The sequence below is a fragment of the Botrimarina sp. genome (assembly GCF_040219535.1).
Taxonomy (GTDB): Bacteria; Planctomycetota; Planctomycetia; order Pirellulales; family Lacipirellulaceae; genus Botrimarina.
Genome location: NZ_JAVJSH010000016.1, coordinates 198,598 through 217,476, shown reverse-complemented (window position 1 = coordinate 217,476; position 18,879 = coordinate 198,598). Strand labels below are relative to the sequence as shown.

General features: G+C 70.5%; 14 protein-coding genes. 6 read left to right on the top strand and 8 right to left on the bottom strand.

All coding sequences use genetic code 11. The features are described from left to right. Nucleotide 1: 1 nt before the first annotated feature. On the top strand, nt 2–3,811 hold the full coding sequence (locus tag RIC11_RS08780; RefSeq protein WP_350210366.1) for a LamG domain-containing protein: 3,810 nt from the start codon (nt 2–4) through the stop codon (nt 3,809–3,811). A 94-nt stretch (nt 3,812–3,905) separates the two neighbouring features. On the opposite strand, the gene RIC11_RS08775 is transcribed toward RIC11_RS08780, so the two are convergent. From RIC11_RS08775 to RIC11_RS08765, 3 genes are all read right to left on the bottom strand, one after another. Next, on the bottom strand, nt 3,906–4,964 hold the full coding sequence (locus tag RIC11_RS08775) for a lipid-binding SYLF domain-containing protein (RefSeq protein ID WP_350210364.1): 1,059 nt from the start codon (nt 4,962–4,964) through the stop codon (nt 3,906–3,908). Between the two features lie 110 nt (nt 4,965–5,074). Then, a complete protein-coding gene (locus tag RIC11_RS08770; protein WP_350210362.1) occupies nt 5,075–5,437 on the bottom strand; it encodes an STAS domain-containing protein in 363 nt (120 codons plus the stop codon). A gap of 112 nt (nt 5,438–5,549) precedes the next feature. Continuing rightward, nucleotides 5,550–6,095, bottom strand: a complete 546-nt coding sequence (locus RIC11_RS08765; protein WP_350210360.1) for a PSP1 C-terminal domain-containing protein — start codon at nt 6,093–6,095, stop codon at nt 5,550–5,552. Between the two features lie 161 nt (nt 6,096–6,256). Between RIC11_RS08765 and bioB the strand changes: the two genes are divergently transcribed. From bioB to RIC11_RS08740, 5 genes are all read left to right on the top strand, one after another. Next, a complete protein-coding gene (bioB, locus tag RIC11_RS08760; protein WP_350210358.1) occupies nt 6,257–7,288 on the top strand; it encodes a biotin synthase BioB in 1,032 nt (343 codons plus the stop codon). Nucleotides 7,289–7,584: 296 nt separating this feature from the next. Beyond that, complete coding sequence (locus tag RIC11_RS08755) at nt 7,585–9,999, top strand: CARDB domain-containing protein (protein WP_350210356.1); 2,415 nt, start codon at nt 7,585–7,587, stop codon at nt 9,997–9,999. Between the two features lie 233 nt (nt 10,000–10,232). Continuing rightward, nucleotides 10,233–11,066 carry a glycine/sarcosine N-methyltransferase gene (locus tag RIC11_RS08750; RefSeq protein WP_502879383.1) on the top strand — a complete coding sequence of 278 codons (834 nt, stop codon included), beginning with the start codon at nt 10,233–10,235 and terminating at the stop codon, nt 11,064–11,066. Then, entirely contained in the window at nt 11,063–11,914 is an 852-nt protein-coding gene (locus RIC11_RS08745; RefSeq protein WP_350210352.1) for an SAM-dependent methyltransferase, read from the top strand. Before RIC11_RS08750 ends, RIC11_RS08745 begins: the two co-directional genes overlap by 4 nt. A 294-nt stretch (nt 11,915–12,208) precedes the next feature. Further along, the gene (locus RIC11_RS08740; RefSeq protein ID WP_350210350.1) at nt 12,209–14,167 is read left to right on the top strand and encodes a BCCT family transporter; all 1,959 of its coding nucleotides are present in this window, start codon (nt 12,209–12,211) and stop codon (nt 14,165–14,167) included. A 10-nt stretch (nt 14,168–14,177) separates the two neighbouring features. On the opposite strand, the gene RIC11_RS08735 is transcribed toward RIC11_RS08740, so the two are convergent. The 5 genes from RIC11_RS08735 to RIC11_RS08715 all read right to left on the bottom strand — a co-directional run bounded on the left by RIC11_RS08735 (nt 14,178) and on the right by RIC11_RS08715 (nt 18,834). Then, entirely contained in the window at nt 14,178–15,065 is an 888-nt protein-coding gene (locus tag RIC11_RS08735; RefSeq protein WP_350210348.1) for an all3515 family Zur-repressed PEP-CTERM protein, read from the bottom strand. Between the two features lie 529 nt (nt 15,066–15,594). Beyond that, nucleotides 15,595–16,554 carry a hypothetical protein gene (locus RIC11_RS08730; RefSeq protein WP_350210346.1) on the bottom strand — a complete coding sequence of 320 codons (960 nt, stop codon included), beginning with the start codon at nt 16,552–16,554 and terminating at the stop codon, nt 15,595–15,597. A gap of 3 nt (nt 16,555–16,557) precedes the next feature. After that, a complete protein-coding gene (locus tag RIC11_RS08725; RefSeq protein ID WP_350210345.1) occupies nt 16,558–17,373 on the bottom strand; it encodes a hypothetical protein in 816 nt (271 codons plus the stop codon). Nucleotides 17,374–17,428: 55 nt separating this feature from the next. Then, nucleotides 17,429–18,274, bottom strand: coding sequence for a DUF1559 family PulG-like putative transporter (locus RIC11_RS08720; protein ID WP_350210343.1), 846 nt, complete (start codon nt 18,272–18,274; stop codon nt 17,429–17,431). Between the two features lie 107 nt (nt 18,275–18,381). Continuing rightward, complete coding sequence (locus RIC11_RS08715; RefSeq protein ID WP_350210341.1) at nt 18,382–18,834, bottom strand: hypothetical protein; 453 nt, start codon at nt 18,832–18,834, stop codon at nt 18,382–18,384. Between the last annotated feature and the right edge of the window lie 45 nt (nt 18,835–18,879).

Below are 18,879 nucleotides of genomic sequence, written 5' to 3'. Positions count from 1 at the left end.
GATGCCCACCCCGCGCTGCCTGCCTCTCGCTTGTGCGTTGATCGCCATGGCCGCCGCGCGGTCGGACGCGGCGAGAGTCTTGCTCGTGACGCAGAACGCCACGATCAACACGCAGGAGTCCGCCCGCAAGACCCGGTTCGAGGGCTGGGGGCACTCCGTCACGACGATCAACGACGCCGCGTCGCAGTCGGCCTTCGACACGGCCATCGCTGCGGCCGACGTGGTCTATATCTCCGGCACGGTCGAAGACTGGGAGCTCGGCGCGAAGGTCAAGAGCGCGCCGATCGGCGTGGTCTGCGAGGAACGCTACCTCGACGACGACATGGCCTTCTCGACCGGGACCGGCTGGAACAACTCGCACCAGAACATCCAGATCCTCGACAACACCCACCCGGTGACCGCCGGCCTCCCGACCGGCTGGGTGAACATCTTCTCGTCGTCGCAACAGGTGACGATAATGAACCCGACCATCGCCGCGGGCGGCGCGGTCCTGGCCCGGCAGAATTACTCCGCGGGCGACACCCTGATGGTGTTCGAAGCGGGCGCCGCGATGGCCAACTCGTTCACCGCCCCGGCGCGACGCGTGCGCCTGCCGTGGGGCGTGGACGGGTTCAGCTGGTCGGCGATCAACGGCAACGGGTTGCTGATCTGCCGACAGGCGATCGAGTGGGCGGCCGGCGGGGACGACCTGCTGCTGCACTGGGCGCTCGACGAGTCCTCGGGGAGCACGGCGCTCGACGGGTCTTCCTACGGCCGCGACGGGGCGCTGTCGGCCGGCGCCACGCGGACCAGCGCCGCGATCCGCGGCGGTGGCGTCGACGTCGACTCGGCGGGGCGGATCGAGGTCGCCGACTTGCTGGGCAAGCCCACCAGCTTCACGGTCGCCGCTTGGGTCGACACGCACGCGGTCGGCGCGGAGGGCGGCGCCGTAGTGAGCGTAGGGGACCACGTCGTTCTGCTGATGGACCAACCCGGCAGCGGCGGCCTGCCGACAATCCAATTCGACTCGAACGGTTCCAGCTCGGTGAGCGTCAGCGGCGGAACCGCCGCTGTCGGAGCGGGTTGGCGCCACTACGCGGCCACCTTCGACTCCGCCGCCAACACGCTGAAGCTCTATATCGATGGAGAGCTAGTCGGCACAAGGTCGACGCCCAAAGAGATCGACTGGGCCACGACCCTCGGCACGACGACCGTGGCCGGCGACAACAGCTCCGCGGCCGGCGGGTACGAGTTCGACGGCCAGATCGACGACGTGCGTGTCTACAGCCGCGCGCTCGACGCGGGCGAGGTCAGCGAGCTATTCGGGCTGGTCGCCTATTGGAAGTTCGACGAGACCGCCGGCACGGTCGCGACCGACGCGACCGGCGCCGGGCACGACGCCACGCACACCGGCGCGCCGGTCTGGACCGAGGGCTACCAGGGCGGCGCCGCCGAGTTCAACGGCGTGGCGGGCCACTTCGTGAACACGTCGGTCGCCGATTCGCTCAACGGCCAGAATGGCTTCTCGGCGGTCGTTTACGTTCGGTCCGACGTCACCAACCAAGACCGCGACATCTTCTTCGGGACTGCGCCCAACGGCAATGACAACGACGTCAGCCTACGCTACGACAAAGCGGGGTGGGGCGGAGGCGGCACGCAGATCGTCAAAGCCGCGATCCGTTCGGACCAGGGCGTCGCCCAGATCGAGGGTCACAGCGACGTGCAGACCACCAGGTGGCAGCAGATCGCGGTCAGCTGGCGGAGCGGCGAGCCCATCCGGCTGTGGGTCGACGGCGAGGAGCAAACCGCTTCTTACGAGTTCCATCCGTCTGGTGGGGTGATCGCGGGCGTCACGCAGTGGATGATCGGCAACGGCACGAAGAACGCCGAGTGGGACGGCCTCATCGACGACCTCAAGCTCTACAACCGGTCTCTCACACAATCCGAGATCGAATCCCTCGGCGATCCGAACCTTATCGCCCACTGGGCATTCGACGACGGCGCCGGCACGGTCGCCCGCGATTCGTCCGTGGGCGAGAACGACGCGTCAGTCGCCGCTGGCACGCCGGTTTGGGTCGACGGCGTGCGGGGCGGTGCGCTGCAGTTCGACGGCGCCACCGACCTGCGGACCGTCGCCGACTTCGATCCGCCCGAAACGGGCTCCGTCGCCTTCTGGGCCCGGCAGACGGCGACCCCCAGCGGCGCACAGCGGCTGCTCGGCTTGACGGGCAACTGGGAGATAAGGACCGACCCGACCGGGGCGATCTACTGCAACCTGGCGGGGCCGGCAGGGGGCAGCTTCCAGTCGCCCTCGGCCACGCTCACCCCCGGACGCTGGCGGCACGTGGCGGCCGTTTACAACAGCGTGGACGACACCCACTCGCTCTATGTCGACGGCCAAATCGTGTCGTCCGGCGCCTTCAACTCGCAAGACGAGTCGCCCGCGCGCCTGTCGCTTGGCACGCGGACCGGCTCTAACGAGCGGTTCAACGGCGCGCTGGACGACGTGCGGGTCTACGGCTACGAGCTCACCGCGGCCGAGGTCGCCGAGCTGTACGGCCTCGTGGGCCACTGGGCCTTCGACGAGGGCGCCGGCACGACGATCGCCGACTCGTCGTCCAGCGCGAACGACGCGGCCTTCCAAACCGGCTCGCCCTTGTGGGTCCGCGGCCCGCGCGGCTACGCGCTGGAGTTCGACGGTTCGAGCGACGCGCGCACCGGCCAGCCGTTCGACCCGCCGGCGACCGGCGCCGTAGCGATCTGGCTCCGCTGCGAGAGCGTCGCCGGTCCCAGACAAAGCCCGTGGGGAGTGAGCGACGGCTTCGAGTTTCGGATGGAGCCAGGCGGCTCGCTCTACGGCGACCTCTCCGCGCCGGGGAGCAACACGCAGATCGCTTTGCAGGAGCCGCTCGACAACGACGCCTGGCGACACGTTGTCTTCCAATTCGACGCCGAAGAGGACTCCTTTGAAGTTTACGCGGACGGCCTGCTTGAGTCGTCTGGCGTCAGTTCCATCGATATCCGCCAGCAGGCCGCGGACTTTCTCACGCTCGGAGCTCGCACCGGCAGCGCCGAACGCTTCCGCGGCGCGATCGACGACCTACGCGTTTACAACCGGTGGCTCCAGCCCGCCGAGATCGCCGAGGTCTACGGCCGCGTCGGCTGGTACCGCATGGAAGAGACCACCGGCACGGTCGTGTCCGACTCTAGCGGCGCGGGCAACCACGGCGCGATCGCCGGGTCGGCCTCGTGGGCGACCGACGCTCGTGAGGGCGCCGGCTCGCTCCGGCTCGATGGGGTCGACCACGTGCAGATCCCCTCGCTGCTGGTGACCAACCCGTCCGACGGGGTGGCGATCGCCGGATGGGCGAAGCTCACCGGCGCCGACACCGGGGGCGCGGAGCTCGTTTCGATCGGCAGCGCGTTCGCTGTGCGGCTCGACGACCCGTGGGCCGTGATGGGGACGACGGCCTTCGCCTACGACGGAACGTCCTTCGGCTGGGCGCGCAGCCAGCGGTACTACGAATCCGCGGGCTGGCGCCACTTCGCGGCGTCCTACGATCCGCTGACGCTCGAAGTGAAGCTCTACGTCGACGGCGTGTTGCGCGCGACCGAGGCCCTGTCCGCTCCGCTCGACCTGGCCGGCGTCGGGGCCGTCACACGCATCGGCGCGCACGCGGGGGCCGAGACCACGCGCGACTTCACCGGCCTGGTCGACGACATCCACATCTACAACCGCGCGATCACGCCCGAGGAAGCCCGCGCGCTGTTCTACGGCGAGTTCGTGCCGGGATTGCGGATCGTCGAGTGGGTCGAGACCGCGAACCCGTGAGGGTCGCCAGTGGCCAGTGGCCAGTGGCCAGTGGCCAGTAGTTGGCGATCGACGCCAAAGAGGCGACAGCCGATAGCCGGCAGCCTTCCCTGCACTACCTCGGTGGGGGCGGCAGGTCGAGCGTCGTCGGCGTGGCGCTCAGGGATTGCTGGTAGTGCTTGAGCAATCCGTGCACCGTGCGGAACTCGGGGCGGGTAGCGAGGCTCTGGTAGCTCGGGTTGGCCGCGACCGCGTCGTACCGCGCGGCCGCTTCGGCGAGGGTCGCCGCGTCGGGGCGCCCGGTCCCTTGGAACACCTCGGCCGGCAACGCCAGGTAGCCGCGCCATTGCTCGTCGAGAAGGCGGTAGAGCCGCGGCGCGTAGTCCGCCAGCTCGTCGCGGATGGTGGCCGACTCGTCCAGCGCGTGCCGCTCGCCGATCACGCCCAGCTCCTGCTGCGCAGACGGGTCGCCCGACGGCGGGGGGACGGTCGTCGTCGGCTCGACCTGGGCGACCACCCGCGCGACGAGCTGCTGCGCGGCCGGCGGCACAACCGGCGCGGCCGCGCCGGGGGGCCGGTAGTAGGCGGCCGTGGCCGCGTGGTCGATCTTCAGCACCGAGCCGTCGAGCGACACGCCCGCGAACAGCCCGCGGCTGCGGGAGTACGAGTAGACCTCGGCGGCCAGGCGCGAGTCGGTGGCGGCGGCCGCTTGCCGGCCGACGGGGCCCGCCGCGGCGGCCACGTCGGCGCCGATGGTCAGCTTGCCCGCCAAGAGCGAATCGACGCTGCGCTGCGTGCGGTAGACGAGCACCACGTCGGTCTCCTGGACGCCCGCCTGCCAGCCCACGTTGCCGCCGGTCAGCGTCAAGAAGATGGGCGCGTGCCACACGCCGGCGGCGTCCTTGGTGATCACCACGCCGCGGCCGTGTCGTGCGCCGACGATGAAGCCCCCCTTGATCACGCGCGGCACGATCGCGACTCCCTCGGCCCCCGCGAGCATCGCCCTGGGGATGGCCACGCCCGGCGCGGTGAGCATCTGGTCGAAGACCGTCGCCGCGTCGGCGACGACGCGCGCCTCGTCCGAAACGACGGCCGGCGCCACGGCCGGCGGCGGCGCCTGTCCGCGGGACCATCCGCCCATCAAGACCACAGCGGCGGCGAGCAGCAATCGCATGGTGTTCCCCTCCACGTTCGCCCCCGCCGGCGGCCGGCGGGGGATTCCAGGGGGTCAGCTGACCAGCAGAGCGGCGGCCGCGGCAAGACCGATTTTCTCTGTCCGCCGACTCAGCCGAACTTGCCCTTCTTGGCGAACGCCTTGTGCGCGGCGGCGGCGTCCTTCTCGATGTCGAAGAGCTTGTCTAGCCGCGTGATCTTGAACACCTCGCGGATCTCCGGCGACACGCCGGCCAGCTTGAGCTTGACCTTGAAGCCCTTGCACTTCTTGTGCACCTGCACGAGCTTGCCGAGCATCGACGAGCTCATGAACTCGACCTTCGAGAAGTCGATCACGACGCGCTCCTCGCTGGAGGCCTCGATCGCCCCGATCATCTCCTTCTCGAGCGTCTGGATGCGGGCCTCGTCCAGCAGCCGAGGGTCCTGCACCTGGATGAAGAGGATGTCGTCTTTCTTGCTCGTGGAGATCGCCATCGGGCACTCGGCTGGCTGAGAGGGGGTCGGCTGAGAGGGGTCGGCCGGCCCCGGCAGCATAGCCGACGCGCTGCCGGAACTCACCCCTCGCCGAAGGGAGCCCCCGCCGTTCTCACCCCCGGGAAGACCCGCACGCCGACGCGACCGCACAGGTCGAGCACCCGCCGGCCGTGCCGCATCCGTTCTCGGCCGACTCGGTCCCGCAGCCGGGGCCGCAGCCCTCGGCGAGCGTGGTGGCGAACTCGGCGAAACCGGCCTTCGAGTCGTAGGCCGCCGACAGCTCGGCAGAGATCGCCTCGGCCGTGGGATCGGGGTCGCCAAGGTAGTAGAAGTACAAGCGGCGCCCGTCGAACAGGTGCTCCACGTCGAGCAAGACCGAGGCCGAACCGCGCTCGGCGAGCAGCCGCACGCACTCCTGGTGGGCCGCGTCGCGGTTGCGGTCCAGGCGCTCGGCGAGCATGGCGTCTTGCTGGGTGACGCGCCGCAGCAGGGGGCCGTCGGCCTCGCGCGGCGAATCGTCGGCGGTCAGCACTTCGCCGATCTCGAGTCCCCGCTCGGTCCGCACCACAACCCGGTCGCCCCGCGACGGGAGCAGGCCCTCGGCCGGGCGGAACCGCCCGACGTGGCCCATCACGCCGACTCGCACGAGGAAGTTCATTTGGGGAGGGACGCGGGATTAGGGACGGGGGACGGGGGACGGGGGACGGGGGACGCGGGACGGGGGCGCCCCGCGGTGACACTGCACCTGCCGGGGAAAGGGAAGTCTCATTATCATGCACGGCCTTGCGCCAAATCCGAAGCCCACCCGGTCCGACTCCGATGCCCACCGAAGCCGCCCCCGCCCCGCCCCGCCCCGCCGATGCCGCCCCGTCGCTCGACTGGCGTGCGTTAGCCGACGCCGTGCTCGCGGGCGGCCGCCTGACCGAAGCAGAAGCCCGCGCGGTGCTCGCATGCCCCGACGACGAGCTGCTGGCCCTCATCGACGCGGCTTACCGCGTGCGGCGCACCCACTTCGGCAAACGGGTGCAGATGTACTTCCTGATGAACGCCAAGAGCGGCCTCTGCCCGGAAGACTGCGCGTACTGCTCGCAGTCGAAGGTCTCCGATGCGGAAATCCCCAAGTACAACTTGCTGAGCCGCGACAAGCTGCTGGAAGGCGCGCGGCTTGCCGCCGAGCGGGGCGCTTGCACCTACTGCATCGTGATCTCGGCGCGGGGCCCCAACGAACGCGAAGTCCGCGCGGTCGAGGAGATCGTGCCGCAGATCAAGGCCGAGCACAACTTGAAGGTCTGCGCGTGCCTCGGCCTGCTGACCGACGAGCAGGCCCGGCGGATCGCCGCGGCGGGCGTCGATCGGGTGAACCACAACCTGAACACCAGCGACCGCTACTACGCGCAGATCTGCACCACCCACACCCACGCCGACCGTGTGGCAACCCTCACCGCCGTTCGCGACGCGGGCATGGAGCTCTGCTCGGGCGGCATCATCGGCATGGGCGAAGAGCCCGACGACGTGGTCCAGATGGCCCTGCAGCTACGCGACCTGGGCGTGCACTCGATCCCGGTGAACTTCCTCAACTCGATCGAGGGCACGCCGCTCGGCCAGCGCGACGAGCTCGACCCGCGGTACTGCCTGAAGGTGCTGGCGATGTTCCGCCTGACCAACCCAGACCGAGAGATCCGCATCGCCGGCGGCCGCGAGCTGCACCTGCGGAGCCTGCAAGCGATGGGGCTGTACCTCGCCAACTCGATCTTCGTGGGCGACTACCTGACGACTTCCGGCCAGCCGCCGCAAGCGGACTACGACATGATCCAGGACCTCGGCTTCGAGCCGGTCGTCAACGGCGAGTAAGTCCAGTCGGTCAACGGCGAGCAAGTCCGGTCGTCAACGGCGAGTAAGCAAAGCCCCGGAGGGGCGATAGCGCGTAGCCGGGGGCGCCCGCCCCCGGATAGAGCGTCGCCTAATCGGAGCCCCGCAGGGGCGACAGCAGGCTCGCCCCAACATCAGGCCATCGGAAAACTCTTCCCATTCTCCTCAATCGGCACAACCGGACCGGCCGATAACGCACCGTGTGGAGCAGCTCTCCCCTTGCGCGAAGGCGACGCCAGCGTCGCCCTCGCGCTGAGCACTAGCACGGACGCGAGCGCATGAATCGGCTTTTTTCAGCGGCCCTGGCCTTGGCGGCCGTGACGCTAGCAGCGGACCTCGGATGGGCCCAGCGGCCCGCGCAGACGACCCTGGCCGATCGCTTCGGCGCGCTGCGCGAGGGGTGGTCTTTCAGCAGCGACCAGCCGGCCGCCCAGGACCCGACCCCTCCGCCCCCCACGCCCGCCGCCGCCGCGCCGCGGGCTGTCGCGAGCGACTCCCCGGCGCCGTTCCCGCGGGTGAACCCGCGTGAGCTGCTGCCGCGCGAGTGGTTCGGCGTGGGAGTCGAAGAGGTCCGCGCCCGCAAGCAAGCCGCGGCCAACGCGGCCACCGGCGCGGCCGCCACGGCCGACGACGACGACTTGGGCACGGCCCGGGCGCGGTTGCTGCGCGACCTGCGTCGGCCGACGAACGGCTCGCCGATCGACGAGCCCCGCCTCGCGCGGCGGGCGCCGGTGCGGGCTGGCAGCGCGATCTCTGCCGACGCGCCGCAGCCGGCGTCCATCCCGACTCTCCCGAGCGTATCGGGCCCGGCCGCTTCCAAGGCGATCGCCGCGGAAGTCGCTCAAGCGATGGAGCTGCCGCCCGCGCCCGAAACACCCGACACGACCGAGCCGGCCGATCAACCGGCCGCTATTGCCGCGCTGCCCGAATCGACCGGCCCCTTGGCCGAGGGCCCGGCCCAGTCGCTCGCCGGCGACGAGCCGCCGGCTGCTACCACACCGCAAGAAACGCCGTCCGCCAGCGAACCGGCAGCGGAGAGCGTGGCTGAATCGGACACGACGCGGGTGCGGGTCGCGGCCAACCCGACGGCGCCGACGAAGCTGCCGCTGTTCATCGGCGACGACTACAGCGAAACCGACCAGACCGTCACCGTCGCGCCCGCCGCGCCGGCCTCGGCGGCGGCCGCCGAAGCCTTTAGCCACACGCCTTCGACGGCAGTGGCCGGATCGGTCGCCGCTTCGAGCAAAGCGGACGAGGGGGACTTCCTCCTCACCCAGAGCTTGCCGGTGCTGGTCTCGCGCGTGGGCGGGCCCCGCACGATCGTCGTCGGCCACGAGGCGACCTACCGCGTGCTGCTCGCCAACCGCGGCGACGTCACCGCCGAGGGCGTCGTCACGACCGTTCGCATCCCCGAGTGGGCCGACGTGGTCGGCGCCGTCGCCGAGCAAGGGGCGGTCGAGCCCGTGTCGGCCGACGGCGAAGTCGTCTGGCGCACCGACCGCCTGGCGGCGGGCGAGGTGCTGAAGCTCGACCTGCGTCTGGTCGCCACGGCCGGCAAGCCGATCGAGCTGGCGGTCAAGCACTCGCACCGCCCGATCGACAGCGCGGCCACCGTCGAGGTCCAAGAGCCGAAGCTCTCGCTGGCGATGGCAGGCCCCAGCGAGGTCCATTTCGGCCGCCCCCAGACGTTCCGCCTGACGATCTCCAACCCCGGCACGGGCGCCGCGGAGCGTGTCCGGCTGACGCTCACCCCGCCCGGCGGCGACTCGCAGCGACGCACCACCCACGACCTCGGCTCGATCGCGGCCGGCGCGGAGCGCTCGGTCGAGATCGAGCTGACCGCCCGCGAGGCGGGCGAGCTGGCCATCAACGCGTCGGCCCACGCCGAGGGCGACCTCACCGCCGAGATCAGCAAGCCGGTCTTCTGCCGCAAGGCGGAGCTGGTCGTCGACTGGCGCGGCCCGTCGGAGCGCTACGCCGGCGCGACGGCCGTGTACTTCTTCCGCGTCCGCAACCCGGGAACGGCTGCCGCTCCGGACGTGGTGCTCGACGTCGACCTGCCCGAGGGCTTCGAGCCCGCCGCCGGCTCGCCGGCGGTCGAAGCGGGCAAGCTGGCTTACCGGGTCGGCTCGCTCAAGCCGGGCGAGGACCGCTTCTTCGAGCTCCGTGGCGCGCTCCGCACGCCGGGGGCCAACACGATCACCCTCCGCGCCGAAGCGACCGACGACACGCGGTCCGAAAGCGTGGAGGCCGTTACCGAGGTCGTCGCGATAGCGGACCTGAAGCTCGACGTGGTCGACCCGCGGGGCCCGGTCGCCACCGGCCAAGAGGCCGAGTACAAGATCCGCGTGACCAACCGCGGCGCCTCCGAGGCGCGCGACGTGAAGATCGTCGCTCTGTTCTCCGAGGGCATCGAGCCGCACCACACGGCCGGCGCACCCTCGACGATCAACGACGGCCGCGTCGCGTTCGAGACGATCGACAGCATGGCCATCGGCCAGACCAAGGAGCTGATCATCCACGCCCGCGCCCACGAGCCCGGGGCGCACCTGTTCCGTGCGGAGGTGGTTTGCCGCGACCTGGAGATCAAGCTCGCGGCGGAAGAGACCACTCGCTTCTTCGAGGACGAGTCGATCGACATCGCCGGCGAGGGCTACCCGAGCGGCGAGACCAGCGCTCGCTACCCCCGCTGAGAGAGCCTGGCCGGCCCCCCCTAGCGCCGCCGCACCTGCAACGCCAGCACGCGGATCGGCGGCTCGCTGCGCTCGGTGGCGGGTGGGCGACCGGTCCGGATTGGCGGTGGCCACGAGTAGCGGTCGCCGTTAAACTCGGCCACACATCGCTGGATTTACCTGCAACTCGTTTCACCGCTGCGTCGCCCGGCCGCCTGACTCGCCGGCGTCTTCAGTGAGGAGGGCATGCCGCTATTCGACCCAAACCGCTTTCTGTCTCCGAACAAGAATTCGGAGAAAACCCGGTTAAAACCCGCGAAACCCAGAACTACAAGAACGAGTATGTCAAGGGCTTCGTCGAGAAGTGGGATGAGCTGATCGACTGGGAGAGTCGCGCCCAAACCGAGGGCGACTTCTTTATTCAGACTCTCCGCGAGCACGGCGCGAAGAAGGTGCTCGACGTGGCGACCGGCACCGGCTTCCACTCGGTCCGCTTGCTCGAGGCCGGCTTCGAGGTCGTCAGCGCCGACGGCAGCCCCGAGATGCTCGCCAAGGCGTTCGACAACGGCCGGCGCTACGGGCACATCCTGCGCACCGTGCAGGCCGATTGGCGGTGGCTCAACCGCGACGTGCACGGCACGTACGACGCCATCATCTGCCTGGGCAACTCGTTCACCCACCTGTTCGACGAGCGCGACCGCCGCAAGGCGCTCGCCGAGTACTACGCGATGCTGTCGCACGACGGCATCCTCATCATCGACCAACGCAACTACGACGGCATCCTCGACGAGGGCTTCAAGAGCAAGCACACCTACTACTACTGCGGCGAGGACGTGTCGGCCGAGCCGGAGCACGTCGACGACGGCCTCGCCCGCTTCCGCTACAAGTTCCCCGACAACTCGATCTACCACCTCAACATGTTCCCGCTCCGCAAGTGCTACCTGCGGAGGCTGCTGCACGAGGTCGGCTTCCAGCGGATCGAGACCTACGGCGACTTCCAAGAGACCTACCGGGACGACGACCCGGACTTCTTCATCCACGTCGCCGAGAAGCTCTACCGCGAAGACGACGAGGAGTTCCAGCCATGAGCGAGCCCTCCTCCGGCGCGGTCGATGTCGCACGGGACTACTACAACAGCGCGGACGCCGACGCCTTCTACGCGGCCGTCTGGGGCGGCGAGGATATCCACGTGGGCCTCTACGACTCGGACGACCAGCCGATCGCCGAGGCGAGCCGCCGCACCGTGCGGCACATGGCCTCGCGCCTCGACCGCCCCGACCCCGACAAGGGCCTCACGCCGAAGACCCGCGTGCTCGACATCGGCTCGGGCTACGGCGGCGCGGCGCGGTTCTTGGCCTCCGAGTACGGCTGCCACGTGACCGCGCTGAACCTCAGCGAGGTCGAGAACGAGCGGAACCGGCAGCTCACCGCCGAGCAGGGCCTCGCCGACCGCGTCGACGTGGTCGACGGCAACTTCGAAGACCTGCCGCTGGGCGACGCCGCGTTCGACGTCGTGTGGTCGCAAGACGCGTTCCTCCACAGCGAGCGGCGAGCGCAGGTGCTCGCCGAGGCCGCCCGCGTGCTCCGACCCGGCGGCCAGCTCGTGTTCACCGACCCGATGCAGTCCGACTCGTGCCCCGAGGGCGCCCTGCAGCCGATCCTCGACCGGTTGCACCTGGGGTCGCTCGCGTCGCCCGCGTTCTACCGCAGTGAGGCCGCGGCCGTCGGGCTCGAAGAAGTCGGCTTCGAGGACCTCACGTTCCAGCTTGTGAACCACTACAGCCGCGTGCTGGCCGAGACCGAGCGCCGCGAGCAAGAGCTGGCCGGCGAGATCAGCCGCGACTACCTCCAGCGCATGCGCCGCGGCCTCCGCCACTGGATCGACGGCGGCCGCGAGGGGCTGCTCGCCTGGGGCGTGTTCCATTTTCGGCGGTGAGGGAGCGGGCGCCGCTCCCTTGCCGGTTTGGAAGGAAGGAACCGCCAAGCCGCCAAGAGCGCCAAGGTCGCCAAGAAGGTGTTCGAGCCGCGGAGCCCAGCGCCCAGTTCGATCTCTCATTTCGAATAGTTAATGGTTCTGTAGAACCTCGAACTTCGCAAATCGTTCGGCTCTCCGTCAAAACCTTGGCGACCTCTGCGCTCTTGGCGTCTTGGCGGTTCAACAACGCCCCGCCGGTCCGCTCAAGCCTCACGCCTCACGCCTCACGCCTCACGCCTCACGCCTCACGCCCCCTTGAGCCGCACCACCCGCAAGACGATTGCCGGCGTCGAGTTCGAGGCCCACCCGGTGGTGTTCCCGACCTCGGCCGCGTTGCTGGTGGCGTTCGTCGCCGCGACGGCCGCCGCGCCGCGTCGGGCGCTGATGCTGTTCGACTGGTTGCAGGAGGGCGTCGCGCAGAACTTCGGCTGGCTTTACGTGGCGTCGATGACGGGGTTCCTCGTCTTCGCGGTCTACCTCGGGTTCAGCCGGCACGGGGGCGTGCGTCTCGGCCCGGACGACTCCCGCCCCGAGTTCCCGACCAGCGCGTGGCTGGCGATGCTGTTCAGCGCGGGGATGGGGATCGGCATGCTGTTCTTTGGCGTGGCCGAGCCGATGTGGCACTACCTGACGCCCCCCGGCGGACAGGGGGGCACCACCGCGGCGGCCCGCGACGCGATGGGCCTGACGCTGTTCCACTGGTGCCTGCACCCGTGGTCGCTCTACGCGCTCGTGGCGCTGTCGCTCGCGTATTTCGGCTACCGGAAGGGGCTGCCGCTAAGCTTCCGCTCCGCGTTCTACCCACTGATCGGCGAGCGGGTGCACGGCCGCCTCGGCGACGCCATCGACGTGCTCGCCGTGCTGGCCACGCTGTTCGGCCTGGCGACCTCGCTCGGGCTGGGGGCGAAGCAAGTCAACGCCGGCCTCAACCACGTGTTCGGCCTGCCCGAAGGGACCGGCGTGCAGGTCGCGTTGATCGCCGTCATCACGGCGATGGCGGTCGGCTCGCTGCTCTCGGGCCTCGACGTGGGGATCCGCCGCCTGAGCGAGGCCAACATGGTGATCGCCGGTGGGCTGCTGGTCTTCCTGTTCGTGGCCGGCCCCACCCGCTTCTTGCTTGAAGGCCTCGTGTCGAATGTCGGCGCCTACTTGCAGCGGCTGCCGAGCAACGCGTTGCGGACCGGCGCGTACGACGGCGAGCAGGTGAGCCAGTGGCTCGGCAGCTGGACGATCTTCTACTGGGGGTGGTGGATCGCCTGGTCGCCGTTTGTCGGGATGTTCATCGCGCGGGTGTCCAAGGGGCGCACGATCCGCGAGTTCCTGCTCGGCGTGCTGCTCACGCCCTCGGCGGTCGCGGTCGTGTGGATGACCGGCTTCGGCGGCGCGGCTTTGCATCAAGAGATCCACGGCCGTGTCGACCTCAACCCCGACGCGGCGGCGGACGCGTTCGACTACTCCGCCCGCGCGTACCCGGTGCAGCGGCTCGACGAGGCCACCGGCCTGCCGCTAGCCGCCGGCGGCAAGTGGCTCGTCGCCCCCGACGCCGAGGGGGTGGCCACCCCGGTCGGCGTGCGGCTGCGGCGCGACGGCGACCGGCTCGTCACCGCCAGCGGCGTGCCGGTCGAGTACCGCCGCGGGGTGCTGGTCCGCACGGCGGACGCGGCGCCCGTCCCGCTGACGGAGGAGGACCGCTACGGCGGCCCGTACGCGGCCGACCAAGCAGAGCTGACGCTCGGCGGCTACCTGAGCGAGCCGGTCCTGTCCGACGACCGGACCGCGCGCCGCGACACAACCGCGACCGCCCTGTTTGTCATGCTCGACGCGTACCCGCTGTCGACGCTGACCGCTCTGTTGGGCACGCTCAGCGTGGTGCTGTTCTTCGTCACGTCGTCCGACTCCGCGTCGATGGTGGCCGACATCATCGCCAGCGGCGGCCGCGAAGACCCGGCGCTCGGCACGCGGCTGTTCTGGGGCGTGCTCGAGGGCGCGCTCGCCGCGGTGCTGTTGGTCGCCGGCGGCCTCAAGGCGCTACAAACCGGCTCGATCACGATCGGCCTGCCGTTCTGCGTGCTGGTCATCCTGATGTGCGTGTCCCTCCACAAAGCGCTCCGCGAGGAGAGCCGCACGGCAAAGGCGCCGAAGATCGCCCCGGCGACGGCGCCAAGCGAAGCGGCGGCGGCCCCGGAGACCGCCGCCGCACGCTCTTCGGCTTGACGCGCCCGCCTCAGCGGCGGCGCCGAGCCAGCCCCGCCGCTAGGGCCGCCAGCACCGCGGCCGCCGACGACGGCTCCGGAACGGCGACAAACGCGAAGGTGAACTCGGCCGAGTCGCCGAAAGCCGGCGTGGGGCTGAGGTCCTGGAGCACGAACGTCGCCTCGTAGGTCGCGCCGGCCGGCGTGGCGGCGCCCACGGCAAAGACCGGCTCGAACGCCCAGTCGGCGCCCGGCCCCAACACGACCGAGTCGTTCACGGCGTCCATCACCACGCTGCCGCTGCCGTCGTGGATGGTCAGGCCGGGCGTCAGCCCGACGAGCTTGAGCCCGACCGTGGCGTTGGCGATCGACTGCTTGTACGCCCCGCCGCTGGCGTTGAGCAGGTAGTGGCCGGGATGGAAATCGAAATCGCCGTCCGGGTCGGCCGCGTTGTCGTACTGGAACAAGTTGTCGATCGGCGCGATCGTCGTGTCGCCGTATTCCTGCTCGATCTCGTCACCGGGGTACGCCGCGGGGCCGAGACCCGAGATCAACTTGCCGGCGAACACGCCCGACCCCGGCAGCAGCGACAAGCCGTCGTCCATCTGGTAGGGCTCGGGCACGCGGTTGTTCGCGCTGAATCCCGGCTGCGGATCGGACGGGCTCCCCGTGTACGAGTAGGCGCCGATGCGGTGGAAGTGGTTGCTCGTCGCGTTCTCGGGGAAGGTGTGCGACAAGAGGAACGTCAGCCGCTGGTAGTTAGGATTCTCCAGTCCCGTGTACGCGCCGAAGTTGATCAGCGGCGAGTTGTCGTAGCCGACGTGGTAGAGCGTGATGCCCGGCTCGGGCGCCGCGGCGGCCGCCCCCACGAAGAGGACCGACAAGAACAACGGGCGAAGGATCGAAGCAAAGCGTTTCATGGAGCGTTTCCTGTGTTAAATCGGGCGCGCTGCGCGCGTACCGTGGATCGGTCCCGGACGCAAAACGTTTGCGAACGGGGTGAATGGGATAAGAACTCAGGCCCTTGGCGCCGGGCCGAGGGCGATCGCGACTGGGATCACGAGAGCACAGGAGGGCCGCGGCTTGGCGGCAGTCGCTTGTCCGCGGCGACGGGCGGGCGGTCTCGCGCGACCGCGGGCCGCGCGACGACGGTCGACACCCAGGGGGCGTCCGGCGGCCCCCCGGCGGTTGACCGGTACGAATTAATCAGCTCGCACACGAGACACCGCTGCGCGGCGTCCGACCCCGACGGCGTGGCGAAAACGGCGGAGTCGCCGTCGCGGCCCCATCCGCGCGATGCGAAGGTCGGGGTTGCCGCCGACTCGCAGCAAGCGTCGCCGCAGCCGTGCCCGATACCGAACAGCGCGTGCAAGCCGTGCCCGACGCCGCCAACGGCGAGAACCGTTGCGAGCGCCGCGGCAAAGCCCAGGCGGCGATCCGGCGGCCGGGTCAAGCGGGCGCCCCCCAGGGCCCAACGGCCGAATCCCGACGCCCACGCCGGCCGATCCCGGCCAGCAGTACGCACGCGGCGCCCCACAGCGCGGCCGGCTCGGGCGCCGCGGCGGCGGCCGGTGTTTCGGCGGGCCCGTAGTTGGCGGCCCACACGCCGTACTGCTCGGGGCGGAAGCCGTCGCCGAGGCCGTCGCGCCAGAGCGTGTAGTCGGCCGCGTCGACCAGGCCATCGCCGTTGAAGTCGCCCGGCAGCCCGTCGACGAAGAGCGTGTCGACGCGCGCCTCGACCCAAGCGGCCGCCGGCTGGATCGCCGGCAGCACGGCCGGTTCGGGCGTGGCCCACACGTAGTAGAACGGGTCGGAAGCCTCGAGCCCGTCGATCCGCACTCGCATCCCCAGCAGGTAGACCCCCGCGGCCGGCAGCGTCGTGTTGAGGCCGTCGCCGTTGTCGTCGAGGAAGAAGAAGCGGTGCTCGTGGATCGCGCCGTTGGATGCCGTCCGATCGATCACACCGCCGGGGACGACGTCGGCGCCGCCATCGGCGACCGCCGAGCCGTCGCGGCCGAACAAGCTGAGCTCGTACTGGTCGGTCGGAGTGGGACCGAACTCTGGATCGCCGGTCCCGTCCCAGTAGAGGAGCGTCGACTCGTAGCCCGTGTGGGCGCCGGAGTCGACGGTCATCGGCAAGAAGTCCCACCCCAGGTCGGCGCCGCCGGGCAACGCGCCGGCGCCGGCCAGCGCGGTGAATCCCGGGTTGTTGACGGCGTAGAAGTCATCGAACCGCGCGCGGTGGACGCGTTGCTCGGCGATCGACTGCGACTCGAAGTCGTAGAGGCCGACGCCGAGCTTGCCGCCATTGTCGAACACGAGCACGTCAGCATGCTGCGCCGCGCACGGCGCCGGCGCGAGGCCGGCGCCGCTTGCGGCGAGCACGCAAGCGAAGAGCTTGCGGATCATGGGTCAGCTCCTCGCCCGCCGAGCGGCGGCGGCTAGCGCGAAGGCCGCCAGCACCGCGGCCGACGGCTCGGGGATCCCCTCGGCGAACTCGACCGCTTCCTCGAAGAACGTGAAGTCGACGCCCGCCACGATCGGCGCGGGCCCCCCTTCTTCGAACGCCTCGAGGCTCTCTTCGAGCGACTCGGCCAGTTCCTCGGTGGTGATCACCGAGCTGGCGAGCCACACCATCAAGAACGGCTCGCTCGGCGCCAGCCCGTCGACGGCCAGGCGGACCTGCGTCAGGTAGACCCCGTCGGCGGCGCCGCCGGTGAGGCCGAACAGCGGGTGGTCGTCGACCGCGCCGAGAGCGTCGGTCGTCGCGAAGGGCGCCGGCGCCATTGGCTGGAAGGTGAAGTCGACGCCCGGCTGGGCGGTCGACAGCGGCTCGAAAGCGACCTCGCCCGCGCCGTCCCAATAGAACACGCTGTCCGTGCCGCTGGAGATCGTGAGCGGCTCCAGGGCGAGCGCCAGCCCCGCGGACGCGGGGAGGTCTTGCCCGACTGCCAGGCCCGGCTGGGAGTAGAAGCCGGGCTCGTCGCGTTCGAAGTCGAACCCGAACGGCGGGGTGGGCGCCGCCGGGTTCAGCAGCACGCCCTCGAACACCCGGGTCGTGAGGTCGAACTCCGGCCCGCCCTCCTCGCCGTCGAGGTCGCTCGCCGCGCCGATCAGCACGCGCGCGCCGTCGCTGCGGACGAGCACGTCGCTGTGGGCGTAGGCGGATGGGGTGGCCGCGGCGGCGGCCGCGGCGGACAGGGTCAGTTGCAGTACGTAGGTGCGCATTGTTCCTGTTCCCTCCGAGGAGGGATCCTGTGTCAGAGAAAGGCCGCCGCCGTGGCTACTGCGGCGGCGCGATGAAGTTGACGCCCTCGTCGCACCATCGTGCGATCTGGGCCGCGTCGATCGCCCGCACCCCGCCGTCGGCGTACAGGTAGTTGGCGATCGTTCCGGAGTGGCGGTCGACGGCCAGCTCGCCCGGGTAGAGCTTGGGCTGGTTGGGGTCGCCCGCCACCGCTTTCCAAACCGCGCGCTGGCCCGGCCCGTTCGCGGCGAGATTCGCCGGGCTGAACCACTCGTACGTGTGAGCGTGGTCGTAGTTGTTGACCACGGCGGCGGTCGTCGCCTCGATCGTGACGATCGTGTCTTTCGTCGACTGCAGCTTGTAGAGGCTGTCGACGAGCCCCTCGTTCTCCGCTTCCCACGCCGCGATGACCGGCGGCGGCGCGTTCTTCGGCCGCGGCGCCCGCTCACGCAGGTAGCCGTTCATCGCGTAGCTCGTTCGGGCCACCGGCCGGGTGTCGCCGTCGACCGCCTCGGAGTCGGCGCCAAAACGGACCGCCCCCGACGTGAGGTCGTCGTGCTCCGGGCACAAGCGGATCGCGTCGACGCCTTCCAGGTACGGCGCGAGCGTGTCGATCCATGACTCGGTCTCCGAAGAAGCCTCGCCGTGGTCGTGGCCGTCGTCGTTGTCGTGGCCGGCCAGGCCGGGCCACTTGCCGCGGTGCACGCCGGCGTACTGGTGCACACCGATGCCGATCTGCCGCAGGTTGTTCGCGCACTGGGTCCGCCGAGCGGCGGCCCGAGCGGCTAGAACCGCCGGCAGGAGCAACGCGACCAGAACGCCGATGATGGCGATCACCACCAGCAGTTCAACGAGCGTGAAACCCTTCGAGATACGCACCACGGCGCCGCGACGCGTCGAGACCGACGGCGCCGCGCCTCCTGGGAGTCGAGCGGGAGAGAGGAAACGCAGGCCTCTCCGGGTCTCGACAGGCGAACCGGGGGCGTGCGTTACGAGGGGACCCGGCCGGTCGTAGGCGGTCCACGCGCCGAGAGAGGGCCCGCTTCGGCCGCTTGGTAGACGACGGCCGGGAGCGGAGTGGCCGCGGCCGATTCAGACGGCGCCCAGACGACGGCCGGCTGCACGAGCCGGCTCAGCTTGAGCTGTCCGAGCAGGCGACACGCCAGGCACGCGGCCTTGCCGCTCGCCGGCCGCGCCGCGTGGAATCCCTCGGAGGGAGTGGTCTGAAGAACGTCGCGGGCGTTCGCTGGGCTGTCGGCGCAAAGCGCGTCGCCGCAGCAATGGGAGTGTCCGCCGCACGGCCCCTGAGCCACACCGCCCGCTACACCGCCCGCGGCCGACGGGCCGTGCGTGTGCATGGCGCCCCCAACGACCGCCAACGCCGCGTACACGGTGGCGAGCGCCCAGGCTGTCCGGCTTTGTAGCGTGGCGGGCACCAGCAAGGGGGGCTGTTGGGGGTGGCGTCCGACGGCGCTCAAGGCGATCAC

What these genes read in the sequence shown, in the direction of transcription:
- RIC11_RS08745 (WP_350210352.1), top strand. Translation starts at nt 11,063, where the DNA reads ATGAGCGAGCCCTCCTCCGGCGCGGTCGATGTCGCACGGGACTACTAC.
- RIC11_RS08755 (WP_350210356.1), top strand. Translation starts at nt 7,585, where the DNA reads ATGAATCGGCTTTTTTCAGCGGCCCTGGCCTTGGCGGCCGTGACGCTA.
- RIC11_RS08770 (WP_350210362.1), bottom strand. Translation starts at nt 5,437, where the DNA reads ATGGCGATCTCCACGAGCAAGAAAGACGACATCCTCTTCATCCAGGTG.
- RIC11_RS08730 (WP_350210346.1), bottom strand. Translation starts at nt 16,554, where the DNA reads ATGATCCGCAAGCTCTTCGCTTGCGTGCTCGCCGCAAGCGGCGCCGGC.
- bioB (WP_350210358.1), top strand. Translation starts at nt 6,257, where the DNA reads ATGCCCACCGAAGCCGCCCCCGCCCCGCCCCGCCCCGCCGATGCCGCC.
- RIC11_RS08775 (WP_350210364.1), bottom strand. Translation starts at nt 4,964, where the DNA reads ATGCGATTGCTGCTCGCCGCCGCTGTGGTCTTGATGGGCGGATGGTCC.
- RIC11_RS08765 (WP_350210360.1), bottom strand. Translation starts at nt 6,095, where the DNA reads ATGAACTTCCTCGTGCGAGTCGGCGTGATGGGCCACGTCGGGCGGTTC.
- RIC11_RS08725 (WP_350210345.1), bottom strand. Translation starts at nt 17,373, where the DNA reads ATGCGCACCTACGTACTGCAACTGACCCTGTCCGCCGCGGCCGCCGCC.
- RIC11_RS08735 (WP_350210348.1), bottom strand. Translation starts at nt 15,065, where the DNA reads ATGAAACGCTTTGCTTCGATCCTTCGCCCGTTGTTCTTGTCGGTCCTC.
- RIC11_RS08780 (WP_350210366.1), top strand. Translation starts at nt 2, where the DNA reads ATGCCCACCCCGCGCTGCCTGCCTCTCGCTTGTGCGTTGATCGCCATG.